Origin of the sequence: Brevibacterium casei CIP 102111 (assembly GCF_900169275.1) — a bacterium.
In the GTDB taxonomy this organism is placed as follows: domain Bacteria; phylum Actinomycetota; class Actinomycetes; order Actinomycetales; family Brevibacteriaceae; genus Brevibacterium; species Brevibacterium casei.
Map to the genome: position 1 here is coordinate 359,339 of NZ_FXZC01000002.1, position 25,632 is coordinate 384,970.

A 25,632-nucleotide genomic window follows, 5' to 3' on the forward strand; every position below is an offset into this window, starting at 1 on the left:
CATGGAGGCCATGGAACTCTGGCAGATCGCCCTCATCGTCGCAGCCGGGGTGGGGGCCGGCGGGATCAACGCCGTCGTCGGATCGGGCACCCTCATCACCTTCCCCGTGCTCGTCGCCTTCGGGGTGCCGCCGGTGGTGGCGACGATGAGCAACGCCGTGGGCCTCGTCCCCGGCAACATCGCCTCGTCCTTCGGGTACCGGGAGGAGCTGCGGGGCCAGTGGAAGCGGTTCGCCGGGTTCATCCCCGCCTCCCTGGCGGGCTCCCTCATCGGCGCCTACCTGCTCCTCCACCTGCCCGAGGATGCGTTCGAGACGATCGTCCCCATCCTTCTCGTCCTCGCGCTCCTCATGGTCGTCGGCCAGCCCTCCCTCTCCCGCTACCTCAAACGGCGGGCGCTGCGCCGGCACGAGGGTGGCCACGACGACGGAGTCTCCGCCGAGGAGGGAGGCGGGTTGTCTGCCGGGAAGACCGTGCTCGCGTTCGTCATCATCTTCCTCACCGCGATCTACGGAGGCTACTTCGCCGCGGCGCAGGGGATCATCCTCGTTGCGCTCCTCGGCCTTGTCCTCTCCGACGACCTGCAGCGGCTCAACGGGCTGAAGAACGTCCTCGTCCTCGTCGTCAACACGGTCTCGGCGACGACGTACATCATCGTCGGCCACGACCGGATCAACTGGACCGCGGTGGTCTGTGTCGCCGTCGGCTCGCTCATCGGCGGCTACCTCGGCGCGCGGATCGGCCGGAAGTTCTCACCCGGACTGCTGCGCGCCGTCATCGTCGTCCTCGGCCTCGTCGCGATCGTGAGGATCCTCACCCTGTGAATACCCCCGCCAAAGCCCCGCTCACCCGTGAGCAGATCATCGCCCGCGCCGTCGAGCTCGGCATCGCAGCCGATCGCCTCCGCTTCTTCGAACCCGATGACCTCGCCGAGGCGACTGCGAGCGGGGGCGTGCTCGCCGACTACACATCGCTCACCGACGTCGCCCTGCGCAGCGTCCGCGAACCCGCGGAGGGGCTCTTCATCGCCGAGTCCTCGAAGATCATCCGCCGGGCGCATGCCGCCGGGATGACCCCGCGGTCGTATCTGACGAGCCCGAAATGGCTCTTCGACTTAGCCGACCTCATCGCGACGAACGACGCACCCATCCACATCGGCTCTGATGCCGCCGTCGAGGCGCTCACCGGCTTCCACCTCCACCGCGGGGCGCTGGCCGCGATGCACCGGCCCTCGCTGCCGCTCGTCACCGATCTCCTCGCCGAGGCGAAGCGCGTCGTCGTCATCGAGGACGTCGTCGATCACACGAACGTGGGGGCGATCTTCCGGTCGGCCGCCGCGTTCGGCGTCGACGCCGTGCTCGTCACCCCGCGGTGTGCCGATCCGCTCTACCGGCGGGCGATCCGGGTGTCGATGGGCACGGTGTTCCAGGTGCCGTGGACGAGGATCGACCCGTGGCCCGGCGGGGTCGAGACCCTGCGGCAGCTCGGCTTCCACGTCGCGGCCCTCGCCCTCGACGAGGACTCGGTCTCGATCCAGGAGTTCGCGGCCGCGGCGCCTGCGCGCACTGCCGTCGTCTTCGGCACCGAAGGAGACGGACTTGCGCGGGGCACGATCGCGGCGAGCGATTCGACGGTGATGATCCCGATGAGCGGGGGAGTCGACTCCCTCAACGTCGCCGCCGCCTCGGCGGTCACGTGCTTCGCCCTCCAGGGGGCGTGAGCCTCAGGCTTCCCGGACCTGAGCCCGCAGCCAGTCGAGGTCCTGGGCGTCGACGACGACGGAGCGACGCCGGGAGATCTGCGCCCACGCCTCGGCGAGCTCATCCTCGGTGAGTTCGACGGCGAGCTCCATCGGCGATGCTAAGTTCTCGGCCGCAGCTTCCTCACCGTCGAGGTAGACCGCTCTCTCGTCGGCTCTGCCGAGGTTCGCCGATCCGAGGAGCGCCCGCCGACCGACGAAGAGACAGTGGGTACGCAGCCGGTCGACGTGCTGGAGCTGGACGTCGGCATCGAGGAGGAGCTGGAGGCCGTCGATCGAGAGACTCCCGCGGACGACGGCGACGGGATCGATCGTCGTCACCACCGCCCACGTCCGCGCGGATCCGGCGGCCGCCTCGGCGATGCGCTGACTGAACGCGTGGACGACGTGCGGACTGGCGAGAATGACGTCCTCATCGGGATCGGCGAAGGCACGCTCGATCCAGGCCGCAGGATCGGTGATGAGGCGCATCGTTGAGCTCATGTCCCCAGCGTACGCTCGCTCGTCGTCGATGGGGAGACCTCACATCCTCCCAGCCGAGTGCCGAAACGGCGGAGGCGGGAATGACGGGTGCGTGAACAGGGTGCGAACACTCGTCAGCCGCCGCCGCGCTCAGGCAGTGTGGGGGAGGGCGCAGACCCAGGACTGTATACAGTGGTGGGGAGCCGTCGCCGGGACCGCACCGGCGATGGCGGAGAGACCGGCGCTGTGGCAGCACAGCCGCCCCGAATGAGGAGATCAGTGGACCGCACGACACTTGCCCAGGCCCTGGAGACCGGACGCATCACGGGGGAGGTGGCGACACCGAGGGAGAACAACCTCGAGCACATCCGCCGCTTCCTCGCCGGGGAGAGGCAGTTCGACTTCGGCGTCGAACTCACCCGCGAGTGGGACTACGACTCCGTCTTCGCCCTCATGGTCGACCGTGCCGGACTCCGCCCCGACCCTGCGTTCACCTCGGGTGTCGACACGATCTCCACCAAGGCCTGCATCGACGCCCTCGCCCGGCTCGCCGGCGCCATCGGCGATGTCGCCCGGGCCGGAGGGACCATCCTCTTCGCGACCGGACACCCCGCAGGCCTCCTTCCGGTCCATATGGCCATCGCCGAGGCGGCCGAAGCCCACGGTGCCCGCATCGTCCGCCAGGTGGGGCAGGTCTCCGTGCCCGGGATCGGCGGGGACTGCCGCGAACTCAACCGGGTGTGGCTGTGGCACCTCCACGGGGGCACCCCGCACACCCACCTCGCCGAGCCGATGCACGCCCTCCTCGATGACTTCGACCGTCGCGGTGAACCCCGCCCCGACCTCATCGTCGCCGATCACGGGTGGGCTGGTGCCGCCTCGGCGCGGGGACTGCGGACCGTCGGCTACGCCGACTGCAACGATCCGGCGCTCTTCGTCGCCGAGGACCAGGGCGCGATCGAGACGACCGTGCCCCTCGATGACGACGTCAACCCCTACCTCTACGGACCGCTCATCGAGTTCGTCCTCGAGCAGGCCGGGCTCGACAGTGCGCCCAGCCGGGAAACTGCGGCCTCCGCGCGCTGAGACCCGGTGCGGGCTGAGGCGAGGCTGCCTCGGGTGAGCCGGGGCGTCTCAGCCGATCTCGACGGCGAGACCGTCGATGACCTCGGCGCCGGGCAGGGACGCGAGCGTGGGCCCCGAGAGCAGCAGCTTCGACCCGCGGATGCCGGAGCCGATGATGAGATCATCGGCTGCGGCGACGCGGGAGTCGATGAGGATGCGGTAGTCCTCCGGCAGACCGATCGGACCGATGCCGCCGTACTCCATGCCCGACTCGCCGACCGCGCGGTCCATCGGCAGGAACGAGGCCTTGCGGACGTCGAGGAGCTTCTTCACCCGCTTGTTGACGTCGGCCCGCGTATCGGCGAGGACGAGGCAGGCGGCGATCCGCTCCTCACCGCTGCGGGCACCGGCGACGAGGACGCAGTTCGCCGAGGTCTGCGGCCCCAGGCCCGTGGCTTCGAGGAGTGCCGCGGTGTCGGCGATCTCCGGATCGATCGCGAAGACCTCGACCTCACCCGTGACGGTGGGCAGGGCCGCGGCGGTGGAGGCGGCCATGAGCTCGGGCGCGGAGGCGGCGGGACGGACATCGAACTGGGCGCTCAGACGCGCCCGCGTGGTCGAACCAGTGGTCATGGACAGCAGTCTAGGAGACACCGGTGCGTCGGAGGGCCGGGTCTCGAATCGCTTTGCGCGCCCGCGTCGGTTAGACTGGACTGTCGGTTCGCGTCCGGTTCCTACGGCGTGAAGCGTTTTCAGCAGACGAATTCGGGCACTGGCAGATGGGTCGGACCCATACCAGGCGCCTGAGCGGATTCAGCAAAGGTAAGAATATGAAGAAGGACATCCACCCGGAATACGCGCCGATCGTGTTCAACGACCTCGCCTCCGGAACCAAGTTCCTCACTCGCTCGACTGCGAAGAGCGACAAGACCATCGAATGGGAAGACGGCAACACCTACCCCGTCATCGATGTCGAGATCTCGAGCGCCTCGCACCCGTTCTACACGGGCAAGCAGCGCATCCTCGACTCCGCCGGTCGCGTCGAGAAGTTCAAGGACCGCTACAAGGGCTTCGGCAAGCGCTGATCACCCGCGGTCCCGACCGCACAGCTCTGACAACCGCCCCGCACACCGAAAGGTGTGCGGGGCGGTTGTGTGTTGCCAGGCGTCCCCGCGGGGACGCGTGGATCAGCTGAGAGTGACGACCACCTCGGCGGACGGAGACGTCCGGGCGGCGGGGTGGAACAGGGACGAGACGCCGGTGGCGTTGTCCAGGCTCGCAGCGATCCCATGCGCCACGGTCTCCTTCGCCTTGACCACGGCGTCGGTGATCGACAGGCCCGTGGCGATGCCGGCGGCGATCGACGAGGCGAACGAGCATCCTGCGCCGTTGACGAGCTTGTCGTTGACCTTGCGCGAGCGCAGCGTCGTCACCGTCTCACCGTCGAAGAGGATGTCGATCGCGTCCTCACCGGCCAGGCGCGCACCGCCCTTGACGACGACGTTCTTCGCGCCCTGACCGTGGATGATCCTCGCGGCTTCGATCATGCCCTCGACCGAGTCGATGGGCTCGAGACCTGCGAGGACGGCCGCCTCTTCGAGGTTCGGGGTGATGACCGTGGCCAGAGGCACGAGGTTGTCGACGAAGAGGTCCTTGAGGTCGACCATCGACCCTGAGCCCTTGCACACGAGGACGGGGTCGAAGACGTAGGGGAGCTCGTTGGACTTGAGGTCCTCGGCGAGGACGAGGGCGGACTCGACGGAGCCGAGCATGCCCGACTTGATCGCGTCGAATTCGTGGATGGCGAGCGCCGAGCCGAGCTGACGGTTGACGACCTCGGGCTCGATGAAGTCGATCGCGTGACCGAACTCGTTGTCGGGGTCGAAGGTGACGATGCAGGTGACGACGGCGGTGCCGAAGGCACCGTACTCCTCGAACATCTTCAGGTCGGCTTCGAGTCCGGCACCGCCGGAGACGTCGGAACCGGCGATCGTGAGCAGCTTGGCGGTCATGGTGGTCCTTTCACGGGAGACTTCTCGCGAGAAGTCTACGCGCCCGCGTATCCGTGCTGGCGCCATGCCTCGTAGATCGCGATCGACGCCGAGTTCGCGAGGTTGAGCGAGCGGCGGCCAGGCAGCATCGGGATCCGCACCCGCAGGTCGACATGGTCGTCGTCGACGACCTCGGCGGGCAGACCCGTCGACTCCTGCCCGAAGAGGAGGACATCCCCGTCCTCGTAGGCAACCTCGGCGAAGGAGTCGGTCGTGTGCGTCGTGAACGCGATGACCCGACGTTGACCCAGGGTCTGCCACAGGTGATCGAGGTCCGGGTGGACGGTGACGTGGGCGAGGTCGTGGTAGTCGAGTCCGGCGCGACGCAGCTTCGCGTCCGTGAGGTCGAAGCCGAGGGGTTCGACGACGTGGAGGTGCGCGCCGGTGACGGCGGCGAGCCGGATCGCGTTGCCGGTGTTGCCGGGGATCTCCGGGGTGTGGAAGACGATGTCGATGCTCATATGTCGACCATCATCTCATCCGTTCGGGTCGACTCCGTCCTCGTGTGTCAGTAGTGATCCTCGCCGAGGCGGTCGCTCGTCTCAAGGCGCACGAGCACGTACCCCTGCGGGGTCGATTCCGGGTAGCGGCCGGCTGTGTCGGGTTCGCGCTCCATCCGGGTGACGAGTGAGAACCCGTGGGCGGTGAGGACAGCGACGACGTCGTCGATGCTGCGGCGGTGGAAGTCGAGGTCGACGTCGTAGCCGGCGAGGTCGGAGAAGTGGTCGACCGAGTCGCCGAGCTGGAACGCCAGCTGGAAGTACCCGCCGGGGCGCAGGACCCGCGCCGCCTCGGCGATGACCCGGTCGAGACGGTCATCGGGGATGTGGATGAGTGAATACCACGCGAGTGCTCCGGAGAAGCTGTTCTCCGGGTAGGGCAGGCACGTCATCGATCCGGTGGTGAAGCTGAGGTCGGAGTAGAGCTGGGAGGCTTGGGCGATCATCTCCGGGGAGAGGTCGAGCCCGGTCGCGTCGAGGCCGAGGCCGGTGAGGAAGGCCGTGATCCGGCCGGGGCCGCACCCGAGGTCGATCGCCTCGGTGTGTCCGGTGGCGAGGACGAGCTCGGCGAAGGCGCCGAGGACGGCGCGGTCGTGGGGTTTGGCGGTGAGTTCGGCGGAGACCCAATCGGTGTAGGCCTGCGCGATCGCATCGTAGGAGTCGCGGGTCGGGGTCTCGTAGTCGGCGGTGCTCATGGGATGAGCCTAGACGGTGCCCGGCTCTCTGTCCCACGATCCGGCCGAAGAACCGTCGGCAACATGCGCGGCGTAGACGTTCGTCTTCCACTCAATGACCTCTCGGCACTCCTCGAGCGCGCGGATCTGAGCGTCGACTCGTTCGCGGTGGTCGTTGAGGATCCGGAGACGGTCGTGTTCGTTGCCCGGTCCCTGGCGGACCAGGGAGGCGAAGCGCTGGAGTTCGGTCAGTGGCATGCCGGATTCGCGGAGGCGGACACAGACCTGCAGCCATTCGAGGTCGGCAGCGGTGTAGATGCGTCGACCGCTCGGCGACCTGTCGACGGGGGCGATGAGAAGATCCATCCGCTCGTAGTACCGCAGGGCGTGCACACTCATTCCCGTTTGCTCGGCCACGTCGCCGATCGTGTACGTCGTCGCTTCGCCGTGGTCACTCATCGTCGTGCTCCCATCCCTTGACTTCGAGTTCACTCTAGCTCGTAGTGTCGTGGCATGACTCACAGTGAACAGACTCCGATCGGAGTGGAATTCGGCGCCTCCTCCACCGCCGACGAGGTGCTTGACGGTATCGATATGGGCGGAACGACTGCGGTGGTCACCGGTGGCTATTCCGGTCTCGGTTTGGAGACGACACGGTCGCTGGCCAGGGCGGGCGCCCGCGTGATCGTCCCTGCACGGCGTATGGACGCAGCCCTATCGGCTGTCGGCGCTCTGAGTGGTGTGACGGTGATCCCCATGGACCTGGCCGACCTCGACAGCGTCCGGAGCGCCGCCGAACGGGTGGCCGCCGAGACCGAGCGGCTGGAGCTGCTCATCACGGCAGCCGGAGTGATGGCGTCGCCGGAACGACGGGTGGGCCCGGGCTGGGAAAGCCAGTTCGCGATCAACCACCTGGGGCATTTCGCGCTCATCAACCGTCTCTTTCCCCTTCTGGCAGACGCCGATGACGCGCGCGTCGTCACCTATTCCTCGGTCGGCCATCACCTCTCTGACATCCGGTGGGACGACATGTACTTTGGGACCGGCTACGACAAGTGGCTCGCCTACGGTCAGGCGAAGACCGCGAACGTGCTCACCGCCGTCCACCTCGATGCTCTCGGTCGCACGAGTGGTGTCCGGGCGTTCTCCCTGCATCCGGGTTCGATCATCACCGGCCTGCAGAGGGACATGACGCGTGCTGAGCAGGTCGAACGCGGATGGATCGATGAGAACGGCACGGTCATCGGCGCGGGATTCAAATCTGCCGCGCAAGGAGCTGCAACCGGGTTGTGGGCGGCGACGTCACCCGCGCTCGAGGGCCGTGGAGGGCTCTACTGCGAAGACTGCGATGTCGCGCCTGTGGCTGCCCCCGGCTCGCCGATCGAGGACGGCGGAGTGCGCGAGTACGCACTCGATGCTCACGCCGCGGAACGTCTGTGGCGTGAGTCGGCGAGACTGACCGGAGTCGATGCTTTCGGCACCGGTGCGCGCTGAACGCGTCTTGACGGGGACGTCAGATCCCCTGATGCGTCCCCGCGGGGACGCGTCGTGATGTGTGGGACCGGGCGAGCGCCTCGGCGAGATCGATAGGATGGTTCGAGGACATCCGCCGAGGTGAAGGGACCCAACCGTCACATGCGCACCGAACAGCAGGCACTCAAGGTCTCCCTCGCAGCGATCCTCCTCGTCTCCGTGCTCGGCATCGGGTTCGGTCTCGTCTCGGGGTCGTTCGCGATCCTCTTCGACGGGGTGTTCTCACTCATGGACGCGGTGATGTCCGTCGTCTCCCTCACCGTCGCAGGCCTCATCTCCCGGTCCGTGGCGAATCGGCTCTCGGTGCGTACCCAGAACGCGTTCACGATGGGCTTCTGGCACTTCGAGCCGATCGTCCTCCTCGTCAATTCCGTGCTCATGATGGGGGTGGCCGCGTACGCGCTCTTCCAGGCGGTCTCGGCGCTGCTGAGCGGGGGACGGGAGGTCGACTTCGGCCCCGCCGTCGTCTACGCCGCGGTCGTCGTCGTCATCACCGTGGTCATGGGTGTCCTCGAACACCGGGCGAACCGGCGCATCGGCTCGGAGTTCGTCGCCATGGACGTCAAAGGCTGGATCATGGCCGGCGGAGTCACCGGCGCCCTGCTCATCGCCTTCGTCATCGGCATGATCATCGACGGCACCGAGGCGGAATGGTTCATGCCCTACGTCGACCCGGCCGTCCTCACCGTCGTCGCCCTCGTCCTCATCCCCGTTCCCTTCTCGACGCTGCGCAAGGCACTGTCCGAAGTCTCGCTCGTCACCCCTCCAGGACTGCGGAAGGACGCCGAGGCGGTCGCTGAGGACGTCAGTGCCGCCGAAGGATTCGACGACTACCGGGTCTATGCCGCGGCACAGGGACGGTCCCGAACGGTCGAGATCGTCTTCTACGTGCCCAAGGGCCTGCCGCCGCGGGCACTTGAGGACTGGGACCGCATCCGCGACACCGTCGAAGGCCGCCTCGGCGGGGACGATCCCCATGCGTGGATCACCGTGTCCTTCACCACGAAGGACGCTCCGGCCGTTTCGCCGTAAGACTGCGGCTGGCGCGTCCCTGCGGGGACGTGCGACCGCGATGCGAAAGCGTACCCGCGGGGACTCCGCGTCTCCTCACCTGCACAAACGAAGATGAATCGAAGAAGTGTCTCCTTCGAGTGCGCTGATCTCTCCGTGATCGGGCTTTCTATGTCAGTGCCGACCTCTACCGTGGATGCATGGTTCGACCGCCATGGGGGCGAATGAACCGCAGCGGCCGAGGGGAAGGTGCCGACATGGACGAGGCGATCGGATTGGTTCAGACGGTGTCGACGGCGGAGTCGACAGCAGCGTCGACGACAGAGCCGAATGCAGGCCGGACGGGGTGGAAGGGAGGCGGGGGAGTCGGTGCGGGGTATCCCGAGGGAGGCCGCGGTCGGAAGCGCAGTGAACCGTATCAACCCGTAGATTCCGTATCTACCGTATTCGGCGGATCGACGTCGCCGGGCAAGCCCGTCATCAACCCCTTCGATCCGCGACCGGTCGCCGACGACGCCGATCCCGCGGAGTCCAACGACGGCCTCCATGCGCTCACAGGCAGTGAGATCGTCTCCGACATCCAGGCCAACATCGCCTGCGTCGCCCACTGCCAGGCGCGGATCATCGCCCTCATCGACGAGGCCGAGCGCAGAGACCTTTGGGCGCAGTGGGTGGGGGTGAAGAGCCTGCCCGGCTGGGTCATGCACATCGCCTCGGTGAGCGCCCACACCGCACGGGAGTATGTCAGGGTGATGTACGCCCTGCGCAGGATGCCGCGCGTCAAGAAGGGTCTGAGCGAGGGAGACCTCAGCTACTCGAAGGTGCGGGAGGTCTCCCGCCTCGTCGACCGGATCCCCGATGAGGATGCCGCGCGCCTGGCGAAGGTCGGCACCGGCGCGCAGGTCAGCGTCGTCTCACGCAACTATCGGAAGCTCAGCGCTGCCGAGGAGTCAGGTGAGCTTCCGCGGTGCCTGCCGCAGGACGACGTTCTCATCTGCACGGCCGGCCCCGGTCGGACCCGCATCGTCATCGACCTTCCCGAAGACGATGCGGCCGAGATCGTCACGATGCTCGCGGCCGCCCGGCGCATCATCGAGCGCAGAGACGCCGAGGCGCAGCGCCGCGCGGACGAGGCCGCTGATGGCGGCGGTGCGCCCCGGCGTCGCGAGCGGATCCCGCAGACCGCGTGCCTCATGGAGATCGTCCGCGCTTTCCCGCACGCGCAGCCCTCGGGTGCCGTCGACCTCGATCGGGCGCGCATGCTCGTCCACACCTCCGCCGAGGTGCTCGTCCGCTCCGGTGCCGCCCTCCTCGCGTCCGAGTCCGACTGTCCTGACAGCGTCCCCGCGGGGACGCCGGATGACGACGACGTCCCCGCGGGGACGTCGGAAGGGTTCGATCCGGATGCTGACGACCCCGGCCGTGCCGACGAGACGTGTCGGATCGACGGGTTCGGCGGCATCACCGCCGCCACGGCCCAGCGTCTGGCCTGCGAAGCACTTGTCAGCGGGATCATCAAGGACGAGTCAGGCGATGTGCTCAGGCTCGGCCGATCGAAGCGGCTCGCGAGCAGACGGCAGCGGATGGCGCTGAGCGCGCGCGACGTCGGCTGCCAGTTCCCCGGCTGCCTCGCCCGGAGAGGCTGCGAGGCCCACCACATCCGGCCGTGGTCGCAGGGCGGGGCGACCGATCTCGACAACCTCATCCTGCTCTGCCGCTCCCACCACATCGCCGTCCATGAGCACGGCCTGAGGATCGTGCGGACGACAGCCTCGTTCTCGGGAGCGCTCGAAGGGGCGCCGGCGTTCGCGTTCCTCCTCCCCGACGGGCACCAGCTCTTCGCGTGCGAGGAGGAGGACCCCTTCCACCGGGTCTTCGATACCGCGCGGCTCGGCGAGGTCGTCGAGGCGGTTGAGAAGGCGACCGAGAATGCCGATCCGAGCACCCTCGGCGGGGGCTACGGTTTTGACCTGGGCAATTGTCTGGCATGGATGTTCGAAGCGGAAGCGCGACACGCCCGAGCGAACGAAAAGGTCGCCTGAATCTTGCCTATTTCGAACACCAGTTCGATAATAGATGTCATGTCCGCAGCACCACTCATCGAACAGCTCAGCCGGGAGATGGGGATCTCCACGGCAACGTCCCTGTTCGACGGCCATCCGCCTCGACCCGTGCATCCTGTGCTCGCGCCGATGTTCCGGCGTGGTGGCCTGCCGCGTGGAGAGATCGTCTCCTTCACCGGCGGACAGTCGCTGACCTGTGCTCTGGCAGCGATCGCCGCGTCGACCCAGGAGCAGAAGTGGTGCGCCGGGATCGGCCTCGGTGAGCCCGCAGTGTCCTCGATCGCCGACCTCGGCATCGACCTCGGCCACTTCGTCAACCTTGCGACCCCGCCTCAGGACTGGCTGCGGGTGGCCTCGATCCTCATCGAGTCCTTCGACATCCTCCTCATCGACCCTGCCTACCTCCCGAGCCCGGGGGAGCGTGCCCGACTGCTCGCGAAGGTGCGCGAGAGGAAGATGAGCGTCATCAGCCTCAGCCCGCTGTCGGGCAGCACCGAGCAGATCGAGATCACCGGTCTGCGCTGGTCGGGCACCGATCACGGTCGCGGACGGCTGCGCTCGTGCCTCGTCGAAGCCCGCTCGCAGACCGGCGTCCACCGCTTCCTCCTGCCCGGTCCCGACGGAACCCCCGCCGAGGTGTCGGAGACGGAGAGGCCGGTGATCCGCAGTGTCGGCTGATCCCACGCGCACCCTCGTCCTCACCGTTCCCGACTGGCCGGCGGTCGCCGCTGCCGTCGAGCACGAACTCAGCCCGGGCACCCCGGTCGCCGTCCTCCACGCGGGCCGGGTCATCGCCGCCAACGCCCCGGCCCGGGCCGCAGGCATCGCCATCGGCAACAACAAGCGGGCCGCGGGATACCGCTGCCCTGAGGCCCGGGTCCTTCCGTGGGACGAAGACGTCGACAACCGTCACTTCTCCGCCGGGGTGGGCGCGCTCGAGGACCTCGTCGCCCGCTTCACACTGCTGAGCCCGGGAACCCTGGCGATTCCCCTCGATGCGCTCCGGCACGGCTACCCCGATGAGGCCGCCGCCGTCGAAGCCCTCGTCTCCGCCCTCGTGCCGGCGACCGGCTGGGAGTTCTTCCCCGGCATCGCCGACACTGTCTTCGCCGCCCGCATCGCCGCCTCCCAGGCGAGCCGGATCGAACCGGGGGAGACCGTCGAGTTCCTCGCCGCCCAGCCGATCACCGCCCTCGAGTCAGCGGACGGGGACTGGGCGGAGCTCATCGACGTCTTCACCCACCTTGGGCTGCGCACTCTGGGGGCGCTCGCAGCACTCGACGCGGTCGACGTACTCTCCCGGTTCGGCCCGCAGGGACGGCGCGCGCACGACCTCGCCTCGGGACGGGACGAAGCACCGCTGCGCGACCACACCCGGACCGAGGACCTGTGCGTCGAGAGCGCACTGGAGACCCCGACGACCCGCAGCGACACACTCGGCTTCCTCGCCCGACAGCTCGCCGCCGACCTGCTCGGCCGCGTCCGCGGCAGCGGACTCGTGTGCACGCAGGTGACGATCGACCTCCTCGCCGCCGGTGGACAGTCCTCGAGCCGGACCTGGCGGATCGAGGACATGAGCGAGAACGCCATCGCCGACCGCCTGCGCTGGCAGGCCGAGGGGTGGCTGGCCAGCGTCGGACGCGGGAATCCCGGACGCGGTGGGGTCGGCAGCACCGCCGGCGGCGGCAGTGCCGTCGGACGCGGGAGCACCGGGGAAGACGCGGACGACCCGGGCCCGGATCCCGAGGACTTCTCCGAGGAGGGGATCACCGCGCTCGGCCTCACCGCCGCCGAGCTGACGACCCCGATCGGGGCGACGCGCAGCCTCTTCGATGAGAACACCGGGCAGATCACGCACACCCTCGAGCGTCTGCAGGGACTCTTCGGACCTGACTCCGTGCTCGTGCCCGGACTCCAGGGCGGGTGGGATCCGGCGGAGACGAACCTCTGGACCCCCTGGCAGCAGACGGCGTGCCCGACCCGCAACCCGCAGGCGCCGTGGCCGGGTTCCCTCGGGGCACCCCGGCCCACCACCGTCGACCATGTCGCCGTCGACGTGTTCTCAGCCGGGGGAGGACCGGTCGACGCCCGTCCGTCCGGGCTCGCGCAGCCTCCCCGCGCGATCCGGTTCCCCACCGGCACCACCGAGGCGATCGTCGACTTCTCCGGATCGTGGCCCATCGAATCCGGGTGGTGGGATCCCCAGCGGGCGACGTACCGGACCCGTCTGCAGGTCGTCACCGAGTCCGGTCGTGCGCTGCTGCTGAGCAAGGAGTCCGGCCAGTGGTACCTCACGGGGGAGTACCGCTGATGGGATTCAACAATCCGCGCACCCCGTGGTCGGAGCTCGCCCGCCGCCTCGAGGGCACGTCGGCGGGTTCGAACCCCCGCCCGGTCGACAAGCACGCCGACGGCTCCGACGCCCCGGCGTTCTCCCGCCCCGACCGCTATCCGGTCTCCGTGGGCCCGCGCGGCCCCGACTCCATCTCCCGCTACCCGGGGTCCCTCGGCAGCGGCACCCCCGGTCCGATCCTCCTGCCCTCGCGCACCCGCCCGTGGGCGGAGCTGCATGTGCACTCCCAGTTCAGCTTCCTCGACGGGGCCTCCGACCCTGAGGACCTCGTGACCGCCGGGGCCGCCGCCGGCCTGAGCGCGATGGCCCTGACCGACCACAACGGCCTCTACGGTGCCGTCCGCTTCGCCCATGCCGCAGCCTCGGTGGGGCTGCCCACCGTCTTCGGCGCCGAACTCTCCCTCGGCCTGACCGAGAAGATCCCCGGACAGACCGACCCCGAGGCGACCCACCTGCTCGTCCTCGCCCGCGGGGTCGAGGGCTACCGCAGCCTCTCGGCCGCGATCACCGAGGCCAACCTGCGCGGGGAGAAGAACCGTCCCGTCTTCGACCTCGAGGACCTCGGGGCCAGGAGTGCGGACTGGATGATCCTCACCGGCTGCCGCAAGGGACCGCTGCGCCGGGCGCTGAGCGACCCCGACGGCGGCCTGAGCGCCCTGCGCCGGCTCATCGGACTCTTCGGCGCCGACTCCCTCGCCGTCGAACTCAGCCGCGACGGCACCCCGGACGACGACGAGAGGCTGCGCCACCTCGGCGAACTGGCATCTCGGACGGGCCTGCCGACGATGGCGAGCAGCAACGTCCACTTCGCGACCCGGGCGCACTGGCGTTCGGCACAGGTGCGCGCCTCCATCCGCTCCCGGCGTCCCCTCGACGACCTCGCCGGCTGGCTGCCGACGACCGCGGAGCACCGCATCCACTCAGGGGAGGAGATGGCCGCACGCTTCCCCGCCGAGTCGCTTGAGACCGCGGCGCGGATCGGCACGGACTGCGCCTTCACCCTCGAGACCGCGCGTCCCGACCTGCCGCGCGCTCCGATGCCCGATGACCGGGAGGCCGAGGAGTACCTGCGCGAACTCGTCACCGACTGCGGTCTGCGCCGCTACGGCACCCGCGCCCAGCACCCCCGGGCCTGGGAGCAGCTCGAGAAGGAGATGGACATGATCGCCCGGCTCGGCTTCTGCGGGTACTTCCTCATCGTCCACGACATCACGAGCTTCTGCCACCGGGAGTCGATCTTCTGCCAGGGCCGGGGTTCGGCGGCGAACTCCGCGGTCTGCTACGTCCTCGACATCACCGCCGTCGACGCCGTCAAGCACAACCTCCTCTTCGACCGGTTCCTCTCCCCGGACCGCAAGGGGTATCCCGACATCGACATCGACATCGAATCGGGCAGGCGCGAAGAGGTCATCCAGTACGTCTACGACCACTTCGGGCGGGACCGGGCGGCCCAGGTCGCCAACGTCATCACCTACCGGGCGAAGTCGGCGATCCGGGACTCCGCCTTCAGCCTCGGCTTCGCCCCCGGCCAGCAGGACGCGTTCTCGAAGTCGAGCAACCGCTGGTCGACCCTGCCCGAGGCCGACGAGTCCCCGGTGCCCGCCCAGGTCCTCGACGTCGCAGGCGACCTGCTCGGCTCACCCCGCCACCTCGGCATCCACTCGGGTGGGATGATCCTCGCCGACCGTCCCATCGGGGAGGTCGTGCCCATCGAGCACGCGACGATGGACCACCGCACCGTCGTCCAATGGGACAAGGACGACTGCGCGGCGATGGACCTCGTCAAGTTCGACCTCCTCGGCCTGGGCATGCTCACCGCCCTCCACGAGATGGTCGACCTCGTCGCCCGGCACACCGGAGAGCGCATCGACCGGGCGCTCATCGACGACGAGGACGAGGAGGTCTACGCGATGCTGCGCCGCGCCGACGCCGTCGGCGTCTTCCAGGTCGAGTCCCGCGCCCAGCTCGCGACCCTGCCGCGGCTGAGACCCGAGAACTTCTACGACCTCGCCGTCCAGGTCGCGCTCATCCGTCCCGGGCCCATCCAGGGTGGATCCGTCCACCCCTACATCCGCAGGCGGCAGGGCCTCGACCCGATCGAATACCTCCACCCGCTGCTCGAGAAGTCCCTGGAGAAGACGTGCGGGGTGCCGCTGTTCCAGGAGCAGCTCATGCAGATGGCCATCGACGTCGGCGGCTTCACCGGAGCCGATGCCGACCGGCTGCGGCAGGCGATGGGCTCACGCCGTTCGGAGAGGAGGATGGCCGAACTCGCGGAGAAGTTCCGCACCGGCGCCCGGGCCAAGGGGGTCGAAGCCGAGACCGCGGAGGCGATCTTCTCGACCATCGCCGCGTTCGCCAACTACGGGTTCCCCGAATCGCATGCGATCAGCTTCGCCAACCTCGTCTACCAGTCGGCGTGGTTCAAGTTCCATCACCATGCGGCGTTCACCGCCGGTCTCCTGCGCGCCCAGCCGATGGGCTTCTACTCCCCGCAGTCGCTCATCGCCGATGCCCGCCGGCACGGCGTGCCGATCCTGCCCGTCGACGTCGCGCGTTCGAACTCCGGCAGCGACTTGGAGCGCACCGAGACGGGGGAGCTGGGGATCCGTCTCGGGCTCACCGAGGTCTCCCACGTCGGCTCCTTCGCCGAGGTGATCGTCGCCGAACGCGCGAACGCTCCCTTCGCCTCGGTGGCCGACCTCGCCGAACGCACCGGGATCGGCAAGCAGGCCCTCGAATCGCTCGCGACCGCCGGCGCCCTGGCCGGCTTCGACCTCGACCGCAGGCAGGCGCTGTGGCTGGCCGGGGGAGTCGCCGGCGCCCACCCGGGAGTGCTGCCGGGCACGGGGACGGTCTCCCAGGCTCCCGCGCTGCCGACGATGGACGCGTTCGAGACGACCCTCGCCGAGCTCTTCTCCACGGGGATCACCGTCGACGGCTACCCCACCGAGATCCTCCGGCAGGCCCTGACCGAGCGCGGCTACGCCTCGACGGCCGATGCGGCGGCGGCCCCCGACGGCAAGCGGCTCACCGTCGCCGCCCTCGTCACCCACCGGCAGCGGCCGGCGACCGCCTCGGGGATCACGTTCATCAATCTCGAGGACGAGTTCGGGATGCTCAACGTCGTCGCCACAGCGGGGTTGATGAAGCGGTTCCGGTCCGTGGCGACGACCCGCAACGCCCTCGTCGTCACCGGCCTCATCCAGCGCGGGGGAGACGTCGTCAGCCTCTACGCGCACAAGCTCGTCCCCCTCGAGGTGCAGCTGCCGACGAAGGCCCGCAACTTCCGGTGACCGGGAGGGGAGCCAGGTGACCGTGACGAAACATGACGGTCGGTGACGGGTTCATGACGAGTTCGCCGAGGCGAGCGCCGGGAGCGGGTGAGAGTGGGATCACCACCCGCTGCGAAGGAGAAGCCATGGCCCAGTCATTCGAAACCCGCCAGATCCACGCCGGACAGGTCCCCGACCCTGCGACGGGCGCGCGCGCCCTGCCCATCCACCAGACCACCTCGTACGTCTTCGCCGACAACGACCAGGCGAAGAACCGGTTCGCCCTCGCTGAGCTCGGACCGATCTACACCCGCATCACCAACCCGACGACCGAGGTCGTCGAGAACCGCATCGCCGATCTCGAAGGCGGCGTCCACGCCGTCCTCACCGCCTCGGGACAGTCCGCGGAGTTCCTCGCCATCGCCAACATCGCCGAATCAGGCGACCACGTCGTGGCTTCGAAGAGCCTCTACGGCGGCACGTACAACCTCCTCGACGTCACCCTGCGCAGGCTCGGCATCGAGACCACCTTCGTCGACGTCGACGACCTCGACGCGTGGCAGGACGCGGTGCAGGAGAACACGAAGCTCTTCTTCGCCGAGGTCGTCTCCAACCCCCGCTCCGACATCCTCGACATCACCGCGGTCGCCGACATCGCCCACACCGCAGGCGTCCCCCTCGTCGTCGACAACACGCTCGCCACCCCGTACCTCGTGCGGCCCATCGAGCACGGCGCCGACGTCGTCGTCCATTCGGCGACGAAGTACCTCGGCGGGCACGGCACCTCGATCGCCGGGGTCGTCGTCGACGGCGGCACCTTCGACTACGGTGCCCATCCGGACCGGTTCCCCGGCTTCACCACCCCGGACGCCTCCTACAACGGGCTCGTCTACGCCCGCGACCTGGGAGCGGACTCGCCGTTCGGGGCGAACGTCTCCTACGGGCTCAAGCTGCGCGTCCAGCTGCTGCGCGACCTCGGTCCGGCGATCAGCCCGTTCAACGCCTTCCTCATCGCCCAGGGCCTGGAGACGCTGAGCCTGCGCATCGAACGCCACGTCGCCAACGCCGAGAAGGTCGCCGCCTACCTCGAGGGACACGACCAGGTCACCCGCGTCGCCTACGCCGGCCTCGAGTCGAGCCCTTGGCACGAGCGCGCACAGACCTACCTGCCCCAGGGTGTGGGCTCGGTCCTCGCCTTCGACATCGCCGGCGGCTTCGATGCCGCGGTCGCCTTCGTCGACGCCCTCGAGCTCCATTCCCTCGTGGCCAACATCGGCGATGTCCGCTCGCTCGTCATCCATCCGGCCTCGACGACCCATTCGCAGCTCGACGAGGCCGTGCAGGCCGCGGCCGGGGTCAACCCCGCGCTTGTGCGCCTGTCCGTGGGCCTCGAGGGCATCGACGACATCATCGCCGACCTCGACGCCGGCTTCGCCGCGGCCGCGGCGACGCAGTCCACCGCCGCCTGAGATGACCATTCGCAGCACCTCCGTCGAGCGGATCCTCGGCTTCACCACCGACTCCGGGCACACGTTCGGCACCGTCGAGATCGCCTATGAGACCTTCGGCACGCTCAACGCCGACCGGTCGAACGCGATCCTCATCGAGCATGCGCTCACCGGCGACACCCGGGCCACCGACTGGTGGTCCGGGGTCGTCGGCCCCGGTCAGGCCGTCGACACGGATGAGTACTTCGTCGTCTGCGCGAATGCCCTCGGCGGCTGTTCGGGCACGACGGGCCCGCAGTCGCCCTTCTCCGACGGCCTGCCCTACGGGTCGAGGTTCCCCACGGTGACGATCAGGGACATGGCCCGCCTCGAGCACAACCTCACCCAGATCCTCGGCATCGAGACCTGGCACGCCGTCATCGGGGGCTCGATGGGAGGGGCCAGGGCCCTCGAGTTCGGTCTCCTCGATCGGCGCAAGACCGCGAAGTGCGCGATCATCGCCGCCCCGGCCTTCGTCGACGCCGACCAGATCGCGTGGGCGATGATGCAGGAGCGGGCGATCGAGCTCGATCCCGACTACTGTTCGGGCGACTACCAGGCGATCGGGCGCTTCCCGGCCGCCGGTCTCGGACTCGCCCGGCAGATCGCCCATCTCACCTATCGCAACGACGCCGACCTCAACGACCGCTTCTCCCGCCGGCTGCGGTCGGCGGACTACTACGAGGTCACCTCCTACCTCGACCATCAGGCGAAGAAGCTCACCGCTCGCTTCGACCCCCACAGCTACATCCTGCTCACCCGAGCCCTGCGCGACCACGATGTGCGCACCGGACGCTCCGCCGACCTCCGGACGGCCCTGGCCGAGGCCTGCACCGACAGCCTCGTCATCTCCGTCTCCTCCGATCGGCTCTTCCCGCCGAGTCAGGTCGCGCAGCTCGCCGCCAACCTGCCCGGAAGGGTCGAGCATCGGACCATCGACTCGGCGGTCGGTCACGATGGGTTCCTCACCGAGGCGGTCGCCGTCTCCGCGGCGCTGCGGGACTTCCTCACCAGCTGAGCCCGCCGCGGCGCAGAAGCGCTGTGCGGCGGGCTCAGTGTGGGCGGACTCAGCGGGACGGGCCAAGCCCGGGGTCCGGGTGCGTCCGGGTTCAGGCGGTGCGGGAACCGGTCTTCCGCAGCTGCTTCTCCGGGACCGGGTAGTCCCGCTGGGCGCGGGCGCGACGGTAGTAGGCGGCGGCCTCGGCCTGACGTTCGGCCTCGATGCCCGTGGCGATCGTCGCGCGTCGGTGATCATCGCCGTAGCCGAAGGCGTCGACGAGGTCGAGGGCGTTGGCCGCGAGCTTCGCGCACAGCCGGTTGAGGGTCTCGCCGACCTGCCGGGCCCGCGACATCGGGAGGCGACCGTACATGAGGTGCCAGCCCATGTGCTTCTCGATGAGGCTGAGGCCGTAGGTGTCGCGGAGGCGACGGAAGATCTTCTCCTGCGCGGGGTCCTTCTGCTCCTTCATCGCCTCGTCGATGGCCTTCCACTTCTCGAGTTCGACATACGCGCGGGCCATCTCGACGAGTTCGTGCTGCTGGGAGTTGAAGAGCTCGGCGGCCTTCTCCGGGGACAGCCTCGCCGCCGGGCGCAGTGCAGCGGCCAGCCCGGAGACCATGACCTCGAGGCGGGATTCGAGGAGGGTGCGCTGGAGACGACCCGAACGGATCCGCCGCTCTGAGAGATTGGGGGTGAAGACGTCGGAGATCGCGAGTCCGGCGTTGGCGAGACCCGTGCGGTAGAGCGTGTGTTCGGCGGCCTGAGTGCCGATGTAGCGGGCGGCGCCGCCGACGTCGATGTGCGCGAACTCCTTCGCGTAGTCGCCGAGGATGCGCTTGGCGACGAGCTGGAGGAGGACGGTGTTGTCGCCCTCGAAGGTGACGTAGACGTCCATGTCCGCCCGGAGGCCGACGAGGCGGTTCTCGGCCATGAAGCCGGCCCCGCCGCAGGCCTCGCGGCACTCCTGGATGACGTCGAGGGCCATCCACGTCGAATCGGCCTTGAAGGCCGCCGCTCGGGTCTCGAGCAGGGCACGGTTCTCCTCGCTGTCGTCGGCCCCGGAGAAGACCTCCTCGAACGAGGTGAGCAGCTTCTCGTGGGCGAGTGCCGAAGCGTAGGTCGCGGCGAGCGCGGGCATGAGTCGGCGCTGGTGCTGCTGGTAGTCGAGCAGGGTCGTCTCGGTGTAGTCGTCGACGGTCGTGAACTGCTTGCGTTCGAGGCCGTAGCGCACGGCGATGTCGAGGGCGAGCTTGCTCGCGACGACCGCGGCGCCGTCGAGGGAGACCCGGCCCTGGACGAGGGTGCCGAGCATCGTGAAGAACCGGCGTCCGGGGGAGTCGATCGGCGAGGTGTAGGCGCCGGTCTCGTCGACAGCGCCGTAGCGGTCGAGGAGGTTCGTGCGCGGGACGCGGACCGCGTCGAAGGCGAAGCGTCCGTTGTCGACGCCTCTGAGTCCGCCCTTGAAGCCGTCGTCGGAGATGCTCACGCCCGGCATCGGCTCTCCGGCCTCGGTGCGCACGGGCACGAAGAGCGCATGCACCCCGTGGTTGACGCCTGCGGTGATGAGCTGGGCGAAGACGACGGCGGCACGGGCGTCGCGCGCGGCGTTGCCGATGTACTCCTTCGTCGCCGCCGTGAAGGGCGTGTCGATGACGAACTCGTCGGTCTCCGGGTCGAAGGTCGCGGTCGTGCCGATCGCCGCGACGTCGGAGCCGTGGCCGATCTCGGTCATCGCGAACGAGCCGAGCAGCTGGCCCTTCTGGGCGGGCACAAGCCACTGCGCGTGCTGGTCGGGGTTGCCGAGGTGAAGAATCGCCCCGCCGAAGAGGCCGAACTGGACGCCGGCCTTGATCTGGAGGCTCGGCGAGGCGGTCACCGTCTCCTCGAACCCGGCGACAGTGCGCGCATGTTCGTTCGTCCCGCCGAGGGCGGCGGGAAGCGCGGCCATGGGGAGTTCGGTGGCGGCCATGAGTCCGACGGCGGTGAGCGTCGTCGCCCGGGTCGTCTCGAGGTCGTCGGCCGGGTCGAGATGGGTGGTCTCATCGAGGGCGAGCTGCCTGCCGAGGTGCCGGGCGTCGGCCCAGTCGCCGTCGAGGATGGTCTGGATGGCTGTCGGATCGAGGTCGAGGGCGAAGTCGTTCATGCGGATGCTCCTGATCTGATGGGTGCGGACGAGTGGATGGGCTGAGGGGGTCAGGGGGCTGGGAGTGCCGCCCCGGCTTCGGGCGGCAGCGAGGCCCAGAGCCACGTGCTCACCGAGGCGGCGAAGGCGTCGGGGGAGCCCGGTGACTTGAGCCAGGTCTCCGTCGCGGCACGGACGAAGCCGATGGCGCCGGCCGCCCAGAGCCTGCCGTCGTCGCCGTCGAACCGAGAGTCGGTGACGTCGAGGTCGAGGCGTTCGGCCAGCAGGTCGGCGACCTCGGAGAAGAAACCGCCCTGCTCGCCGGGATCGAAGCGGCCCACGGCCTGGTCGCAGAACCGGTAGACGTTCGGTGCTCCCGCGGCGAGGCCGACGAAGGCGCGGATCATCGCCTCGAGGGTGTCCCGGCGGTCGACGGGTCGTGCGTCGTCGGAGTCGGCGACGGTGGTGCTGGCTTCGTCGAGGGAGTTCGCGATCACCTGCATCGCCCAGTCGCCCATCGCCTCCTGGAGACCCGCACGATCGGTGAAGTAGCGGTAGAGCACGGCTTTCGTCGTCCCGGAGAACTCCGAGATCTGCTCCATCGAGAGGTCGTCGCCGCGTTCGTCGACGACGTGGCGGACGGTGCGCAGCAGCTCGCGCCGGCGGGAGTCGCGGTGCTCCTGCCACCTCGTCGAGCGGCCGTCTGTGAGCGATTTCATGTTACAGACGGTATCAGGTACTGTCGGTATCAGCTAATTCCACTCAACGGAGGTGCCAATGTCCGCTCCCACCCACCGCGCCGTCATCCTCGGCGGCAACCGCATCCCCTTCGCCCGCTCGAACAAGCAGTACGCGAAGGCGAGCAACCTCGACATGCTCACCTCGACGATCGACGGCCTCGTCGCCCGCTTCGGCCTCGCCGGGGAGACGATGGGCGAAGTCGCCGGCGGTGCCGTGCTCAAGCACTCGAAGGACTTCAACCTCACCCGTGAGGCCGTGCTCGGATCGGCACTGTCCCCGACGACTCCGGCCTTCGACATCGGCCAGGCCTGTGCGACCGGACTCGAGACCGTCGTGAGCCTGACGAACAAGATCAACGCCGGACAGATCGAGTCCGGCATCGCCGCGGGCGTCGACTCCGCCTCCGACGCCCCGATCGTCGTCGGGGACTCGCTGCGCGAGATCCTCCTCGAACTCTCCCGCGCTAAGACGCTCACCCAGCGGATGCGCATCGCCGCCCAGATCCGGCCCGCCTACCTCGCTCCGCAGGCCCCGTCGACCGGTGAGCCGCGGACGGGCCTGAGCATGGGTGAGCACCAGGCGATCACGACCGCCGCCTGGGGGATCAGCCGGGAAGCGCAGGACGAACTCGCGCTGGCCTCCCACCAGGGACTTGCCCGCGCGTGGGACGAGGGCTTCTTCGACGACCTCGTCACCCCCTACCTCGGGGTGAGCCGGGACACGAACCTCCGGGCCGACTCGAGCCTCGAGTCCCTCGCGAAGCTCTCCCCGGTCTTCGGCAAGCGCCTGCCGGAGCCGGCGACGATGACCGCAGGCAACTCGACGCCGCTCACCGACGGCGCAGCCTCCGTCCTGCTCGGCAGCGAGGAGTGGGCCGCCGACCACGGCTTCACCCCGCTGGCCCGGATCGTCGACGCCGAGGCCGCCGCCGTGGACTTCGTCGACGGCGCCGAGGGCCTCCTCATGGCCCCGGCCTACGCGGTGCCCCGCCTGCTCGCGCGCAACGGGCTCACGTTCGAGGACTTCGATGTCTTCGAGATCCACGAGGCCTTCGCCTCGACCGTCCTCTGCCACCTCGCGGCCTGGGAGTCCGAGGAGTTCAGCCGCGAGAAGCTCGGCCTCGACGGACCCTTCGGCACGATCGACAGGACGAAGCTCAACCCGCTCGGCTCGTCGCTCGCCGCCGGGCACCCCTTCGCCGCCACCGGCGGGCGCATCATCGCGACGACGGCGAAGTACCTCAAGCTCACCGGAAAGAAGCGCTCCCTCGTCTCGATCTGCGCCGCAGGCGGACAGGGACTCACCGCGATCGTGGAGGCAGCATGAAGGACACCTACCTCGACCTCATGAGCGGACCGCTCGGCAAGGTCGCCAAGACACTCGGGCTGCCCCAGCCCGTCGAACTCCAGCGCTTCGACTCCACTCCGGAGTCGTACCGGCGCAAGCCCGTGCTCGTGCTCGGTCCGGGCTCAGGCGCGCAGACGATCGCCGACCTTCTCCTCGACAACGGCTTCGAGGTCCGCAGGCACGTGGCACCGGGCGAATCGCTGCGGGCGATCATCGCCGTCCTCGACGAGGCAGCCACCCCCGAGGGGCTCTCGGAGACCGTCCTCGCCGTCGGCGGCGCGCTGCGTTCGCTGGCGAAGTGCGGCCGGGTCGTCACGATCTCACCGGCCCCCGACCCGGACGAGCAGGACCCGCAGCTCGCCGCGACCGCGCAGGGGCTGACCGGCTTCACCCGGTCGCTCGCCCATGAGATGCGCCGGGGTGCGACGGCCAACGGCATCCTGCTCGGACCCGGCGTCGGCATCGACGCCCCTTCGGTCACCGCCGCCCTGTGGTTCCTCCTCTCGGGCAAGTCCGCGTACGTCGACGGGCAGTTCCTCACCGTCGGATCCGGTGCCGGCACCGCGGCCACCGATGCGCAGTTCCTCGCCACCGGCACGGACGGCCCTCTGGCGGGGCGCACGGCCGTGGTCACCGGTGCCGCCCGCGGCATCGGCGCCGAGGTGGCCCGTGTCCTCGCCCGCGACGGCGCCCACATCATCGGCGTCGACATGCCCCAGGCCGGGCAGGCCCTGGCCCAGGTGATCAACGCCGTCGGCGGGAAGTCCCTGCAGCTCGACATCACCGCAGACGGTGCCGCCGACGCCATCGCCGAGGCGGCCGGGGGTCGCGTCGACATCCTCGTCCACAATGCGGGGATCACCCGGGACAAGCTGCTGGCGAACATGGACGCCTCCCGGTGGGATTCCGTCATCGCCGTCAATATCGCCTCGCAGGCGCGGATCAACGCCCGCCTGCTCGATGAGGGCCGCTTCGCCGAGGGAGCGCAGGTCGTCTCCCTGGCCTCGACCTCGGGGATCGCGGGCAACCGCGGGCAGACGAACTACGCGACGTCGAAGGCGGGGGTCATCGGACTCACGGCCGCCTCGGCGAGGGACTTCGCGGCACTCGGGGGCACGGCCAATGCGGTCGCCCCCGGGTTCATCGAGACCGACATGACCGCGGCGATGCCCGCGCTCACCCGTCAGGTCGCCCGTCGCCTCTCGAGCCTCCAGCAGGGCGGACTGCCCGTCGACGTCGCCGAGACCATCGCGTTCCTCGCCTCGGCCTCGGCGCGCGGGATCAACGGACAGACCTTGCGGGTGTGCGGTCAGAACATGGTGGGTGCGTGATGAGCATGCTTCCCGTCTATGCGAAGGCCCTCGTCAAGGCCCTGCCGTTCGGTCCGCAGCCGGGCGCCTCACTCCCGGACCGGGAGATCGGGCGCAGCGTCGCCCTCGAAGCGACCGCGTACGCCGGGTTCACCCGGGTCGTCGAGGCGCCGCTGACCGACACCGTCCACCCCGGCTACCTCCACATCCTCGCGTTCCCGCTGAGCATGCAGCTCCTCGCCGACCCGGCGGTGCCGCTGCCGCTGGTGGGCATGGTCCATGTGCGCAACCGGATGGACGTCCACCGGTCGGTGCGCATCGGTGACGTCGTCGACCTCAACGTCTCCCTCGCCGGACCTTTCACCCACCCGGCGGGCACGACGATCGACGTCGTCATGCGCGCCTCGGTCGACGGCGAACTCGCCGTGACGGAGACGACGACGTACCTCGCGAAGGGCAAGCACCTCGACGGGGCGAAACCCCAGGAGCAGCCCGAGCGCGAGGACTTCGTCGCTCCGCGGCCGACCGCGCTGTGGCGGCTCGACCCGATCATCGGACAGCGCTACGCGAAGGCCTCCGGGGACTACAACCCGATCCACCTCAACGGGCTCGCCGCCCGCGGCTTCGGGTTCCCCCGCGTCATCGCCCACGGCATGTACACGGCATCCCGGGCGCTGGCGGTCGCCGACCCGAGGCTCGATGCCTACCGGTGGGACGTCTCGTTCGCCAAGCCGATCCTCCTGCCCTCGACGGTCGGGTTCGCCTTCACTGCAGGCCACCGACACGAGAGCGCCCGGTTCGCGGTCTTCGACCCTGCCAAGGGCAAGCCGCACGTCCTCTCCTCCGTCGAGGCGATCGAGGGCTGACCGGCAACGGCGAG

Annotated in this window: 23 protein-coding genes; 15 read left to right on the plus strand and 8 right to left on the minus strand. The window is 69.3% G+C overall.

Annotation, left to right across the window (positions count from 1 at the left end):
* Window positions 1-10 precede the first annotated feature (10 nt).
* Together BC102111_RS05265 and BC102111_RS05270 are read left to right on the plus strand one after the other, a co-directional pair.
* Window positions 11-823: a sulfite exporter TauE/SafE family protein gene (locus BC102111_RS05265; protein WP_009375901.1), complete on the plus strand. Its 813-nt coding sequence runs from the start codon at window positions 11-13 to the stop codon at window positions 821-823.
* On the plus strand, window positions 820-1,719 hold the full coding sequence (locus tag BC102111_RS05270; RefSeq protein ID WP_009375900.1) for a TrmH family RNA methyltransferase: 900 nt from the start codon (window positions 820-822) through the stop codon (window positions 1,717-1,719). Before BC102111_RS05265 ends, BC102111_RS05270 begins: the two co-directional genes overlap by 4 nt.
* A gap of 3 nt (window positions 1,720-1,722) precedes the next feature.
* On the opposite strand, the gene BC102111_RS05275 is transcribed toward BC102111_RS05270, so the two are convergent.
* The gene (locus tag BC102111_RS05275) at window positions 1,723-2,241 is read right to left on the minus strand and encodes a hypothetical protein (RefSeq protein ID WP_141236324.1); all 519 of its coding nucleotides are present in this window, start codon (window positions 2,239-2,241) and stop codon (window positions 1,723-1,725) included.
* A 258-nt stretch (window positions 2,242-2,499) separates the two neighbouring features.
* Here BC102111_RS05275 and BC102111_RS05280 point away from each other — a divergent pair, with 258 nt between their 5' ends.
* A complete protein-coding gene (locus BC102111_RS05280) occupies window positions 2,500-3,306 on the plus strand; it encodes a phosphatase (protein WP_009375896.1) in 807 nt (268 codons plus the stop codon).
* 48 nt (window positions 3,307-3,354) lie between these two features.
* Here the strand turns inward: BC102111_RS05280 and BC102111_RS05285 are convergent, their stop codons facing one another.
* The gene (locus BC102111_RS05285) at window positions 3,355-3,918 is read right to left on the minus strand and encodes a YbaK/EbsC family protein (RefSeq protein WP_009375893.1); all 564 of its coding nucleotides are present in this window, start codon (window positions 3,916-3,918) and stop codon (window positions 3,355-3,357) included.
* Between the two features lie 197 nt (window positions 3,919-4,115).
* Between BC102111_RS05285 and BC102111_RS05290 the strand changes: the two genes are divergently transcribed.
* Entirely contained in the window at window positions 4,116-4,370 is a 255-nt protein-coding gene (locus BC102111_RS05290; protein WP_009375892.1) for a type B 50S ribosomal protein L31, read from the plus strand.
* Window positions 4,371-4,472: 102 nt separating this feature from the next.
* Here the strand turns inward: BC102111_RS05290 and BC102111_RS05295 are convergent, their stop codons facing one another.
* The 4 genes from BC102111_RS05295 to BC102111_RS05310 are packed head-to-tail and all read right to left on the minus strand — an operon-like array spanning window position 4,473 to window position 6,969.
* Window positions 4,473-5,297 (minus strand): PfkB family carbohydrate kinase, encoded by an 825-nt coding sequence (locus BC102111_RS05295; protein WP_009375891.1) that lies wholly within the window; start codon window positions 5,295-5,297, stop codon window positions 4,473-4,475.
* Window positions 5,298-5,332: 35 nt separating this feature from the next.
* On the minus strand, window positions 5,333-5,797 hold the full coding sequence (locus tag BC102111_RS05300; protein ID WP_063250289.1) for a tRNA (cytidine(34)-2'-O)-methyltransferase: 465 nt from the start codon (window positions 5,795-5,797) through the stop codon (window positions 5,333-5,335).
* Between the two features lie 47 nt (window positions 5,798-5,844).
* A complete protein-coding gene (locus tag BC102111_RS05305; RefSeq protein ID WP_009375889.1) occupies window positions 5,845-6,531 on the minus strand; it encodes a class I SAM-dependent methyltransferase in 687 nt (228 codons plus the stop codon).
* Window positions 6,532-6,540: 9 nt separating this feature from the next.
* Window positions 6,541-6,969, minus strand: a complete 429-nt coding sequence (locus BC102111_RS05310) for a MerR family transcriptional regulator (protein WP_009375887.1) — start codon at window positions 6,967-6,969, stop codon at window positions 6,541-6,543.
* A gap of 54 nt (window positions 6,970-7,023) precedes the next feature.
* On the opposite strand from BC102111_RS05310, the gene BC102111_RS05315 reads away from it, so the two are divergent.
* From BC102111_RS05315 to metX, 8 genes are all read left to right on the plus strand, one after another.
* Window positions 7,024-8,004, plus strand: coding sequence for an SDR family NAD(P)-dependent oxidoreductase (locus tag BC102111_RS05315; protein ID WP_040341027.1), 981 nt, complete (start codon window positions 7,024-7,026; stop codon window positions 8,002-8,004).
* A 141-nt stretch (window positions 8,005-8,145) separates the two neighbouring features.
* Window positions 8,146-9,075: a cation diffusion facilitator family transporter gene (locus BC102111_RS05320; protein ID WP_040341026.1), complete on the plus strand. Its 930-nt coding sequence runs from the start codon at window positions 8,146-8,148 to the stop codon at window positions 9,073-9,075.
* A gap of 236 nt (window positions 9,076-9,311) precedes the next feature.
* Window positions 9,312-11,096, plus strand: a complete 1,785-nt coding sequence (locus tag BC102111_RS05325) for an HNH endonuclease signature motif containing protein (RefSeq protein ID WP_009375881.1) — start codon at window positions 9,312-9,314, stop codon at window positions 11,094-11,096.
* 39 nt (window positions 11,097-11,135) lie between these two features.
* Entirely contained in the window at window positions 11,136-11,795 is a 660-nt protein-coding gene (gene imuA', locus BC102111_RS05330) for a DnaE2-dependent mutagenesis accessory factor ImuA' (RefSeq protein WP_009375879.1), read from the plus strand.
* Entirely contained in the window at window positions 11,785-13,428 is a 1,644-nt protein-coding gene (locus tag BC102111_RS05335) for a DNA polymerase Y family protein (RefSeq protein WP_009375877.1), read from the plus strand. The genes imuA' and BC102111_RS05335 overlap by 11 nt, the downstream gene beginning before the upstream one ends.
* Complete coding sequence (locus BC102111_RS05340) at window positions 13,428-16,766, plus strand: error-prone DNA polymerase (protein WP_101623748.1); 3,339 nt, start codon at window positions 13,428-13,430, stop codon at window positions 16,764-16,766. Before BC102111_RS05335 ends, BC102111_RS05340 begins: the two co-directional genes overlap by 1 nt.
* A 125-nt stretch (window positions 16,767-16,891) precedes the next feature.
* Window positions 16,892-18,214 (plus strand): bifunctional o-acetylhomoserine/o-acetylserine sulfhydrylase, encoded by a 1,323-nt coding sequence (locus tag BC102111_RS05345; RefSeq protein WP_009375873.1) that lies wholly within the window; start codon window positions 16,892-16,894, stop codon window positions 18,212-18,214.
* Window position 18,215: 1 nt separating this feature from the next.
* The gene (gene metX, locus BC102111_RS05350) at window positions 18,216-19,250 is read left to right on the plus strand and encodes a homoserine O-acetyltransferase MetX (RefSeq protein WP_009375871.1); all 1,035 of its coding nucleotides are present in this window, start codon (window positions 18,216-18,218) and stop codon (window positions 19,248-19,250) included.
* Between the two features lie 91 nt (window positions 19,251-19,341).
* Here the strand turns inward: metX and BC102111_RS05355 are convergent, their stop codons facing one another.
* Window positions 19,342-21,375, minus strand: a complete 2,034-nt coding sequence (locus BC102111_RS05355) for an acyl-CoA dehydrogenase family protein (protein WP_009375868.1) — start codon at window positions 21,373-21,375, stop codon at window positions 19,342-19,344.
* Between the two features lie 50 nt (window positions 21,376-21,425).
* On the minus strand, window positions 21,426-22,073 hold the full coding sequence (locus BC102111_RS05360; protein WP_101623749.1) for a TetR/AcrR family transcriptional regulator: 648 nt from the start codon (window positions 22,071-22,073) through the stop codon (window positions 21,426-21,428).
* A gap of 58 nt (window positions 22,074-22,131) precedes the next feature.
* Here BC102111_RS05360 and BC102111_RS05365 point away from each other — a divergent pair, with 58 nt between their 5' ends.
* From BC102111_RS05365 to BC102111_RS05375, 3 genes are read left to right on the plus strand one after another with little or no spacing between them, the layout of a single operon-like run.
* A complete protein-coding gene (locus tag BC102111_RS05365) occupies window positions 22,132-23,421 on the plus strand; it encodes an acetyl-CoA C-acetyltransferase (RefSeq protein ID WP_009375861.1) in 1,290 nt (429 codons plus the stop codon).
* A complete protein-coding gene (locus BC102111_RS05370) occupies window positions 23,418-24,773 on the plus strand; it encodes a 3-oxoacyl-ACP reductase (RefSeq protein WP_095375540.1) in 1,356 nt (451 codons plus the stop codon). The genes BC102111_RS05365 and BC102111_RS05370 overlap by 4 nt, the downstream gene beginning before the upstream one ends.
* A complete protein-coding gene (locus tag BC102111_RS05375) occupies window positions 24,773-25,618 on the plus strand; it encodes a MaoC/PaaZ C-terminal domain-containing protein (protein WP_095375541.1) in 846 nt (281 codons plus the stop codon). Before BC102111_RS05370 ends, BC102111_RS05375 begins: the two co-directional genes overlap by 1 nt.
* The last annotated feature ends 14 nt before the right edge of the window (window positions 25,619-25,632 follow it).

Excerpts from the sequence above, each read along its gene's own strand:
- BC102111_RS05265 (WP_009375901.1), top strand. The coding sequence starts at position 11 with ATGGAACTCTGGCAGATCGCCCTCATCGTCGCAGCCGGGGTGGGGGCC.
- BC102111_RS05275 (WP_141236324.1), bottom strand. The coding sequence starts at position 2,241 with ATGAGCTCAACGATGCGCCTCATCACCGATCCTGCGGCCTGGATCGAG.
- BC102111_RS05285 (WP_009375893.1), bottom strand. The coding sequence starts at position 3,918 with ATGACCACTGGTTCGACCACGCGGGCGCGTCTGAGCGCCCAGTTCGAT.
- BC102111_RS05290 (WP_009375892.1), top strand. The coding sequence starts at position 4,116 with ATGAAGAAGGACATCCACCCGGAATACGCGCCGATCGTGTTCAACGAC.
- BC102111_RS05295 (WP_009375891.1), bottom strand. The coding sequence starts at position 5,297 with ATGACCGCCAAGCTGCTCACGATCGCCGGTTCCGACGTCTCCGGCGGT.
- BC102111_RS05300 (WP_063250289.1), bottom strand. The coding sequence starts at position 5,797 with ATGAGCATCGACATCGTCTTCCACACCCCGGAGATCCCCGGCAACACC.
- BC102111_RS05305 (WP_009375889.1), bottom strand. The coding sequence starts at position 6,531 with ATGAGCACCGCCGACTACGAGACCCCGACCCGCGACTCCTACGATGCG.
- BC102111_RS05310 (WP_009375887.1), bottom strand. The coding sequence starts at position 6,969 with ATGAGTGACCACGGCGAAGCGACGACGTACACGATCGGCGACGTGGCC.
- BC102111_RS05315 (WP_040341027.1), top strand. The coding sequence starts at position 7,024 with ATGACTCACAGTGAACAGACTCCGATCGGAGTGGAATTCGGCGCCTCC.
- BC102111_RS05320 (WP_040341026.1), top strand. The coding sequence starts at position 8,146 with ATGCGCACCGAACAGCAGGCACTCAAGGTCTCCCTCGCAGCGATCCTC.
- BC102111_RS05325 (WP_009375881.1), top strand. The coding sequence starts at position 9,312 with ATGGACGAGGCGATCGGATTGGTTCAGACGGTGTCGACGGCGGAGTCG.
- imuA' (WP_009375879.1), top strand. The coding sequence starts at position 11,136 with ATGTCCGCAGCACCACTCATCGAACAGCTCAGCCGGGAGATGGGGATC.
- BC102111_RS05340 (WP_101623748.1), top strand. The coding sequence starts at position 13,428 with ATGGGATTCAACAATCCGCGCACCCCGTGGTCGGAGCTCGCCCGCCGC.
- BC102111_RS05345 (WP_009375873.1), top strand. The coding sequence starts at position 16,892 with ATGGCCCAGTCATTCGAAACCCGCCAGATCCACGCCGGACAGGTCCCC.
- metX (WP_009375871.1), top strand. The coding sequence starts at position 18,216 with ATGACCATTCGCAGCACCTCCGTCGAGCGGATCCTCGGCTTCACCACC.
- BC102111_RS05355 (WP_009375868.1), bottom strand. The coding sequence starts at position 21,375 with ATGAACGACTTCGCCCTCGACCTCGATCCGACAGCCATCCAGACCATC.
- BC102111_RS05360 (WP_101623749.1), bottom strand. The coding sequence starts at position 22,073 with ATGAAATCGCTCACAGACGGCCGCTCGACGAGGTGGCAGGAGCACCGC.
- BC102111_RS05365 (WP_009375861.1), top strand. The coding sequence starts at position 22,132 with ATGTCCGCTCCCACCCACCGCGCCGTCATCCTCGGCGGCAACCGCATC.
- BC102111_RS05370 (WP_095375540.1), top strand. The coding sequence starts at position 23,418 with ATGAAGGACACCTACCTCGACCTCATGAGCGGACCGCTCGGCAAGGTC.
- BC102111_RS05375 (WP_095375541.1), top strand. The coding sequence starts at position 24,773 with ATGAGCATGCTTCCCGTCTATGCGAAGGCCCTCGTCAAGGCCCTGCCG.